The following is an 8,729-nucleotide window of genomic DNA, read 5'->3' as shown; positions in this document are numbered from 1 at the left end:
AACACAACGAGCCCCACCCAGAGCCGGCTACCGCCGACTCTGACCTCCCCAACGGGGAGGTGAACTCGAACTTACCCTCCCCTTGGGAGGGGCGTCCGCTGAAAGCGGGCGGGAGGTTGGTGAAACCATGCTTGTCCCCCCAATTGCCGCGAGATAAAGGCGGCACTACGGCATTTCGCTGGCCGTCTCGTTGGGAGATGCCGATTGCGAACCGCCAATCAGTTCACCAATTTTGCCGTCACTGGCGGGGCTGACCCATTTCAAGTCGACGATGATCGCTTGCTCGTCTTCGCGAACGATCAATGACGGCAGTTCCTCACGCAGCTGCTGGGCCCATTCTTTGGCGGTCAACGATCGGTGCTCGACGCGAACTTGTCGCGATGGGTACCGCCAACGACCCTTGGGCGTGATGCGGGCGTCTTCGGCGGTCACTTGGCAGCTCTTGACCGCATCGCTGGCACTCAGTCGCATGGCCAGTCGTTCGGCTCGGGCTTTCAAGTTCTCTTCGCCGGTTTGTATCAAAGCGTCAATGGGAAGCTCTGCGCTGGCCGATTTGCCCAGCGTGCTGACCAGCATTGCTTGCACCGCGCTGGTCGCTTCGAGCGATTTCCAAACCGCAGACTCGATAATCGCTTCGACAATGTTCTTTTTGCCGATCAGGATGCCGCATTCCGGGCCTCCGAAAACGCCGCCGCCTTCGACGATGACCAAATCCGCACCCGCTTTGATCGCGGCTTCGACCGACGCTAATTTCTCGTCCTTGGTTTGGCGAAGCGTAGCGACTGGCAGCACGACGACTTGTGTCACCCCCGATTGGTCGAACTGTAGCGGGGTGGGAGGGTTGGGCTTGGTTTCGTCATCCGCCACGATCAAACAAAATGAGTCGAATGCGTCAAAATCCGATGCTTCGATCGAATCGTTCGCGCCAACTTCCTGGACGATCGGGACCAGCGAATTGAGGGCATCGACCAGCGAATCGCCGCTGCGAAGCCGGATCGCTTGGCTGCGGTGAATCAGGATGTCCTCTTGGCTCATGCCGATCACGAGTGCGGTCAAAATAGCGTTGAAATTTGCCGCGACCGCGATTTCTAGATCCGCTGATGAGTCGAGGTGTCGGTGCAATTCGCGGTTCAGCCGCTGGTTCGCATGATGATCACGGCGGACATCGCCATGTAAACAGGCATAGGCCGCCTCGACCGCCTCTTCGGCCACAGGAACGCCCGTTCCCAGCGGGGTGACCAACGTTCCCGACGCGTTGACCAGCGGTATCGCCACGGCAACCTGTTTCTGAGACCACCGCTGGACGTTCTTTTTGCCTGCCTCGGTCGCCCGCATCACCGCGTCCAACCCGCGGGCTGCCGTTTGGGGGAGGTCCTGGATGATCTCAGTCGCTTGGCTTTTTATTTTTTCGAAGGTCTCAGGCTCACGCGCTCGTCGAGCCACGTCGTTGAGTCCGCGTCGCAGTAATTCAACGGTCCAGGGAGGGATTGCCATGAGTTTATTCGTTTATACGTAAGGGGAGATGAAGGAGAGTTTGATTGGCAGCGAACCGGTCGCCCAAGTCATTTGTCCAATTGATTTTAACTGGGATTCGATTCTAACCGATGATTCTTGGTTACAAATCGGGACAATCCAAGATCGGCACTGCGGTGACGTGGTTGGAGGCGGCATTCGGAAATACGGTGACGATTCGCGTTGGATCGCGAACGTGCCCTCTGCCGAAATGGCTCGTTTCGATATGATCATTCAACACTCGCGTCCGAAGACCTCAGAATCGACGCCTCGGTTTCGTCACCGAATGGCGGATTATGGGTCTCTTCGGACCAAGTCATTACCCAGCTTTGAACATAGACGAGCGATATGAAAACCGACGAGCTACGCGAAAAATACCTTGCTTTTTTCGAGTCAAAAGGATGTGTCCGCAAACCGAGCGACGTATTGGTTCCGACCTGGGATCCGTCCGTTTTGTTCACGCCGGCGGGGATGAATCAGTTCAAAGACCACTTTCTAGGCAAGGTCAAACTTGATTTCACGCGGGCGACGACCTGTCAGAAGTGTTTGCGAACCGGCGACATCGACAATGTCGGTCGCACCGCGTTTCACCATACCTTTTTCGAAATGCTGGGGAATTTCAGCTTCGGCGACTATTTCAAAGAAGACGCCATTCGCTGGGCTTGGGAATTTTTAACCGACAAAAAGTGGCTCGGAATTCCGGGCGAACGACTCAGCGTGACGGTTTACAAGGACGATGACGAAGCGTTTCAGTTTTGGAACGAAAAAATTGGTCTGCCGACTTCGCGAATCGCACGGATGGAAGAGGACGAGAACTTTTGGCCCGCGTCGGCACCCAGCGAAGGCCCCGACGGTGTGTGTGGTCCGTGTAGCGAAATCTATTACCACCTCGATGACGGCAGCGACGTCGAAATCTGGAATCTCGTCTTTACCCAATTCAATCGCGTCGGCGATCCACCAGACAACTTAAAACCGCTGCCGAGCAAGAATATTGATACCGGCATGGGGCTCGAGCGGACCGCTAGCGTGCTGCAGGGCGTGCCGACGAATTTTCACATCGACAATTTATTCCCGATCGTCCAGGCCGCGTCGGAAGTGTGTGGTGTCAAATACGAGTACGAAAGCGACAACGGTCGTCGATTGCGCCGCATCACCGACCATGCTCGTGCGTGTGCATTTGCGATTCATGAAAATGTCTACCCCGGTCCCAAAGATGCCAAGTACGTGGTCAAGCGATTAATTCGCCGGGCAGTTTTGGACGGCTATCAAATGGATCTTCGCGAGCCGTTTCTCTACAAATTGGTCGACGCGGTCGCCGACAGCGCGAAAGTTCCTTATCCCGAGCTGAGCGAAACCACCAAGCGAGTCGCCGATGTGATCGAGGCCGAAGAGAAGGCGTTCTTCGGCACCATCGATGGTGGGATGAAACGAATCGGACAACTGTTCGAACAGATGCGGGATGAATCCGCAGTGATGGTTCCCGGTGAGGAAGCAGCGGAACTGAACACGACCTATGGTGTGCCTCCGGAATTGCTACAAACGCTCAGCGCCGAGCAGAACTTTACGTTCGATTGGGCTGGCTATCGTGACGCAATGCACGAGCATTCGATCAAGAGCGGTGCTGGGCAGAAAGAACTGTTCCAAACTGGCCCCTTGGAAACGCTGAAAGAAGCGCTTCGGGAAACGCCCTTCCTCGGCTACGAAACGACCGAAGCCAACGCCACGGTCAAAGGCATTATCACCGGGATCGGTGGCAAAGGGGACGAGGGGCAATTGCTTAGCCATCTCGATCGTGCCAGTGATGCGGAGCTGCGTTTGGTGTTGGATCACTCGCCGTTTTATGGTGAATCAGGTGGTCAAGTTGGCGACGTCGGAGTCATCAAGTGTGAAAAATTTGAATTTCAAGTGATTGACACTCAGCGTCACGCGGGGCTGATCGTTCACCATGGCAAATTGACACGCGGCGAGATTCACGAAGGCGATGAATGTGTCGCAAGCGTCGATACAACTCAGCGAGACGCGCTGTGTCGTGCTCACTCGGCCACGCACATTTTGCACTATGCCCTACACAAAAACGTGGGCGATCACGCGCAACAGCAAGGCAGCAAGGTGGAAGCGGATCGCTTGCGATTCGACTTTACCAATCAACACGCGATCGATGACGATGTGCTCGTCCAAATCGAAAAGGACGTATGGACTCAAATCGATGCGGCCCAGCCAATCGATTGGAAAACCGTACCGCTTGCCGATGCACGCACCGCCGGCGCGATGATGTTGTTTGGCGAAAAATATCCCGATCCCGTGCGTATGGTGTCGATGGGTGATTTCAGCAAAGAACTTTGCGGCGGAACGCATCTTACCAACACGAAACAAGTTCAAGCATTCGAGTTGGTCGTCGAAGAGAGTGTTTCGGCGGGAACGCGCCGCATCGAGGCGTTGACCGGTGATCGTGCCGAGGCCCATCGTGTGCAAACGCGTGAGCTGCTCGAAAAGGTTGCCCAAACGCTCGGTTGTCAGTCACAACATGCGGTCGCCGCAACCAAGCAGCTGTTTGCCGAAGTGCGTCAGCTGAAAAAAGAACTTTCCGCTGGTAAGCCTGTGGAGCACTCGGAAACCTTTGTCGTCAAAGAGTCCGAGTCGCCGATCGATACCAGCGACTACAACTCGATCCGTTCGGCCGTTCGCGATATCACACGACGTCTCAACGTTTCGACCGATGATGTCGTCGCTCGGCTAGAAGCCTTGCTGGCGGACCGATCAAGCTTGGCCAAGCAGCTACGCGAAGTCACCGCAGGCGGAAAATTGTCAGCCGATGATCTGATTTCAGGGGCGGAAACCGTTGGCGATTCGATGCTAATTGTGGCCGAGACGCCCGGCGCAAACCCGAACGTGATGCGTGGCTGGATCGATCAAATTCGCAAGAAAAGCGAAAAACCAACTGCAGTCCTGTTGGCGTCGGTCCAAGGCGACAAAGTATTGTTGGTCGGGGGAATCAGTCGCGAATTGGTCGATCGTGGTGTGAAAGCAGGCGATTGGGTCGGTGCAGCGGCAAGCGTGGTGGGCGGCGGCGGCGGCGGCCGTCCGGACATGGCACAAGCCGGCGGCAAAGATCCTGAAAAGCTGCCCGAAGCACTCGAGCAAGCCAAAGTCACGATGCGAAAATCGCTGAGCTAAGGTGGGATAGGCCTCCCGGCCTGTCATCGGTGTTAACCTGTAGCGAAACTCGCCAAGAGTTTCGCTGGGATGGGGGACCCGCGTCGCGTGAGAGAGCGTCCGGCTGAGCGTGACGTCGTTGTTCTCTGCGGCGTTGAGGAATATGCATCCGGTCCAACTGGCCGGGAAATTGATGCATACGAAAACCCTTGTTGATGAAATGGGGCGTATGCCGAAAGTCTTGGCGACTGTTGCTACTTCATTACGTGCCGCGGCGGTTGCCGTACCAACGAATCTGCATGCGGTCACAATATTGGAACCCGCGTTCGGCGGTCCAAGGTCGCAACCACGTGGCGGCCTTGTCGAGTTCGTCGTTGCTGACGCCTTGCGGCATCACCCAAACTTTGGTCGCGGGAACCCCCAACTGCGAGATGATTTCTTGCAGCTCCTGGAGATCCCGTTCTCCGTCGACGACAAATTTAACTTGGTAGTCGGCTGATTGCTGTATCAACATCTGCATCGTGCCGATCGGCATCCGCCGCTGCTCGTGTAGTTCGTTCCAACGCGGATGCTGATCGGCATCGGGAGCACTGGTGCGAAATTTGGGACTGATCGACATTAAATCGCAGGCAATCTCGCGATCGATTGTGCCGGCGGTCTCGATCGTGATGTGATGGCCGCGTGCTCGCAGCATTTCACATAAAAGCACCGATTCCTTGGGCAGCAGGGGTTCGCCGCCGGTTAGCACGACGTGCCGCACGCCAGACTCGGAAATCGACTCAACAAGCGTGGCAATCGACACTCGGTCCCCTTCGGGACGCCACGACGCATACGGGGTATCGCAGAACCAGCAACGCAAATTACAGCCGCTGGTACGAACGAAAAAACTGTTGGTTCCCGTCAAGGCACCTTCGCCTTGACGGCTAACAAAGGTCTCGGATATGCGCAGCGTCGATGTTTCGGCCAGGGTCCCCCTGGTCGATTCCGGCGAAGCCTGCAAAAATCCTGAATTACGAAGTGGAGAAATCAAAATTGAGCGACTCAAATCATTTTCGCGAGCTGTTGGAAGTCTTTGAAAACCCCAGCCCGACACGAAACTTTACAATCCAACACCATTGTCCCGAGTTTACGTCGGTTTGTCCTAAAACAGGCCAACCCGACTATGGAACGATCATCTTTACCTATGTGCCCGACGAATTATGTGTCGAGCTGAAGAGTTTGAAGATGTATTTGCAGCGGTTTCGCAATGAAGGGATCTTCTACGAAGCCGTGACAAACCGAATCATGGACGACTTTCTCGCTGTCGTAAAGCCACGGCAAGCGACAGTGGAAAGCCGCTGGACCCCACGCGGTGGTCTGAACAGCAATATTATTGTTCAATATCCCGACGTTCCGCTCGGTTGATGCCTGCTTTTTGTACCCGTCCGCTCGCGGACGAATCCTCTGCTCCTTTCCCTCCTGAACCCCAAAAATCTCCATCATGACGACTCCGATTTTGCTAAGCGGATTTGCTGACGAAGCCGCCAACGAAAAGCTTGCCGTTCAACAGTACTCGGCGTTCGCCGCACTCGGATTGAAATACTATTCGATTCGCTTCGTCGACGCGGGCGAAGGAATCAAGAATGTCATGATGCTCAGCGATGCCGAGATCAACCATCTCGTCAAAATGCAGAGTGATTATGGATTAAAGGTCAGCAGCATCGGTTCGCCGATTGGCAAGGTGAAACTGAAAGATGTCGACGATGGCACGTCGAACAAATTTGTGCCGTTCGATCAATACATGAAAGAAGACGTTGCTCGCGCGTGCGATCGAGCCGAAGCATTCGGAGCCAAACTGATCCGCGGATTTGCGTTTTATCATCCCAAAGGTACCAAGCCCGAAGAACATATTGATCAAGTATCGGACCAGCTTACTCAAATCGCCGAAGCATGTGACAAGCGTGGTTTGACGTTTGGCTTGGAAGTCGAAGCCAATTTGGTCGGCCAAACCGGTCAATTGCTCGAAGCGATCGCTGCTAAGGTCAATCATCCTGCGATGCTGACGATCTTTGATGCCGCCAATATTGTTACTCAAGGGTTCACGCCGGATGAAACTTACGGTCAATACTTGGCGATGAAACCAAGTTTAGGCTGGGTCCATATCAAGGATTACCACGACCCGTCGCCGACCGCGCGGATCGATCATGTGGACGAAGCGAGTCTCAGCAATTTCGTGCCTGCCGATCGTGGCGACAGCGGTCATGAAGCGATCTTGCGTGACATGAAAGACTTTTTGCCCGAGCTGCACAAGCGGATGACCGCGCGTGGTGCCGATGGCGTCTTTATGGATCTCGAGCCTCACGTCAAAGGTGGAGGCCAGTTCGGTGGTTTCAGCGGTCCCGACGGATTTGGTGTCGCGTTACGAGGCCTCTGCCGCGTGCTTGATTACGTCGGAATCCCTTACGGATTGCGAACGTTCGAAGACATCAAAGCATCGTAGTTTCGTTGCTCGATGGTAGGCCGGATCGCAGCAGAGTTGTAGGCCGGATCGCAGCGCAGCGAAGATCCGGCATGGCGGCTGCAGCGAACTCCCCATCTTAATCGCGCCCGAGCCGGATCTGCGCTTTGTGTTGGCGGCTTGATCCGGCCTCCATGCTCCTTTGACACGACGCTCGGCAAATCGCTTACGATTGTGGGCGGTGCCGGTCGCTGTTGATTGTCGCCGATGCTGTGGGAGGAGAAGGACGCTTGTGAATGGTTCCACTTGGCAATCCGACGTGTTGCTCGCCCAGCAATCGTTTGAGCAGAATCGTATCGATGAAGCCGAGGCGATTGCCACGAAACTGGTTGCGGAACACCCCAAGTGTGCCGAAGCATTTCAAATCATCGGTCTCGTTCAATCGCGTCGTCACCAAGTCGGTGCCGCGATTGCAACGCTCGAACATGCACTGCGAATTCGTTGCGACTTGATCCCGGCACATTCGTACTTGGGATTGCTGTATCAATCTCGTGGCGAACCCGAGCGAGCGATTCAGGTTTTCGAGCGAGGCTTGCTGCTTGACCCGGCGAATCATCATCTTCGCTTTAATCGAGCGTTAGCGCTGTTGAAACTTGGTCGGTTCGACCAAGGATGGATCGAGTACGAGTGGCGGTGGAGCGCGGCGGCGGTACCGAGACCCGAGATTCCTTTGCCACGCTGGGATGGCTCGCCACTGGAGGGGCGCTCGATCTTGATTCATTCCGAACAGGGATTCGGCGACACGCTACAGTTCATGCGTTTTCTGCCGCGGGTGCAACAGATGGGCGCAACCGTTTGGATGGCGGTGCAAAAGCCGCTCACTCGGTTGCTTTGCGATATCGACGGGGTCGATCATTGGATGCCGGTGGACCAACCGGCTCCGATCGCATTCGATTTGTATTCACCGCTGCTGAGTTTGCCGGCGTTATTGCAGCTGGATCATCCCGAGCAATTTCGAGTACCGACACCCTATTTACATCCGGAACCGAAGCGAGTCGAAGCGTGGCGAGGTCGGATCGAAAGTCTGCCGGGATTAAGGATTGGAATCGGATGGCAGGGTAGCCCGACGTTCAACGGCGACGTTTGGCGTTCGATCCCGCTTTCCGCGTTTTCCGCACTTGCCAACCTTGACGACGTCACGCTTGTCAGTCTGCAAAAACACGATGGATTAAATCAAATTGACCAGCGCGAACACCAGATTCCGCTGGTCTGCTTTGACGATCTCGACCAGGACGGCGCGTTTCTCGATACCCTCGCGGTGATCCAGCACCTCGATTTGGTCGTGACCTCGGATACCGCATTGGCGCACTTAGCGGGGGCCGCCGGAGTTCCGGTGTGGTGTCTGGTTTCCACCGCATGTGATTGGCGGTGGATGACCAAGTCAAACGACACCGTGTGGTACGATTCGATGCGACTGTTTCGACAGCAGAAATTGGGCCAATGGGAGCCGGTCATCGCCGAAGTCGTTGACGCGTTGCCGCGATCGGGAATCCGCAGATGACTTGGGGCTGGCGATTACCGACGGCGTGCTCGCGAGGCCGTTATCTGGAATTCATGTTCGACTAGG

The 8,729-nt window shown here is 55.5% G+C and carries 6 protein-coding genes; 4 read left to right on the top strand and 2 right to left on the bottom strand.

What is annotated here, in order from left to right; all coding sequences use genetic code 11:
* Positions 1-165 precede the first annotated feature (165 nt).
* Positions 166-1,494: a PLP-dependent aminotransferase family protein gene (locus RMSM_RS36685; protein ID WP_008695217.1), complete on the bottom strand. Its 1,329-nt coding sequence runs from the start codon at positions 1,492-1,494 to the stop codon at positions 166-168.
* 366 nt (positions 1,495-1,860) lie between these two features.
* Here RMSM_RS36685 and alaS point away from each other — a divergent pair, with 366 nt between their 5' ends.
* Entirely contained in the window at positions 1,861-4,686 is a 2,826-nt protein-coding gene (alaS, locus tag RMSM_RS10590) for an alanine--tRNA ligase (RefSeq protein WP_008695215.1), read from the top strand.
* Between the two features lie 241 nt (positions 4,687-4,927).
* Here the strand turns inward: alaS and RMSM_RS10585 are convergent, their stop codons facing one another.
* Positions 4,928-5,695 (bottom strand): 7-carboxy-7-deazaguanine synthase QueE, encoded by a 768-nt coding sequence (locus tag RMSM_RS10585; RefSeq protein ID WP_236622084.1) that lies wholly within the window; start codon positions 5,693-5,695, stop codon positions 4,928-4,930.
* Here RMSM_RS10585 and queF point away from each other — a divergent pair.
* From queF to RMSM_RS10570, 3 genes are all read left to right on the top strand, one after another.
* Positions 5,683-6,069: a preQ(1) synthase gene (gene queF / locus RMSM_RS10580; protein ID WP_008695213.1), complete on the top strand. Its 387-nt coding sequence runs from the start codon at positions 5,683-5,685 to the stop codon at positions 6,067-6,069. The two genes, RMSM_RS10585 and queF, sit on opposite strands and share 13 nt — an antisense overlap.
* Before the next feature lie 76 nt (positions 6,070-6,145).
* On the top strand, positions 6,146-7,144 hold the full coding sequence (locus RMSM_RS10575) for a sugar phosphate isomerase/epimerase family protein (RefSeq protein WP_008695211.1): 999 nt from the start codon (positions 6,146-6,148) through the stop codon (positions 7,142-7,144).
* 250 nt (positions 7,145-7,394) lie between these two features.
* Positions 7,395-8,663: a tetratricopeptide repeat protein gene (locus tag RMSM_RS10570; protein WP_008695210.1), complete on the top strand. Its 1,269-nt coding sequence runs from the start codon at positions 7,395-7,397 to the stop codon at positions 8,661-8,663.
* Positions 8,664-8,729 lie beyond the last annotated feature (66 nt).

Origin of the sequence: Rhodopirellula maiorica SM1 (assembly GCF_000346295.1) — a bacterium.
GTDB classification, from domain to species: domain Bacteria; phylum Planctomycetota; class Planctomycetia; order Pirellulales; family Pirellulaceae; genus Novipirellula; species Novipirellula maiorica.
Note: the sequence above shows the minus strand (reverse complement) of the source record. Positions and strands in the feature narration are given on the sequence as shown.

Coding starts and splice junctions, on each gene's coding strand:
- alaS (WP_008695215.1), top strand. CDS start 1,861: ATGAAAACCGACGAGCTACGCGAAAAATACCTTGCTTTTTTCGAGTCA.
- RMSM_RS10575 (WP_008695211.1), top strand. CDS start 6,146: ATGACGACTCCGATTTTGCTAAGCGGATTTGCTGACGAAGCCGCCAAC.
- RMSM_RS36685 (WP_008695217.1), bottom strand. CDS start 1,494: ATGGCAATCCCTCCCTGGACCGTTGAATTACTGCGACGCGGACTCAAC.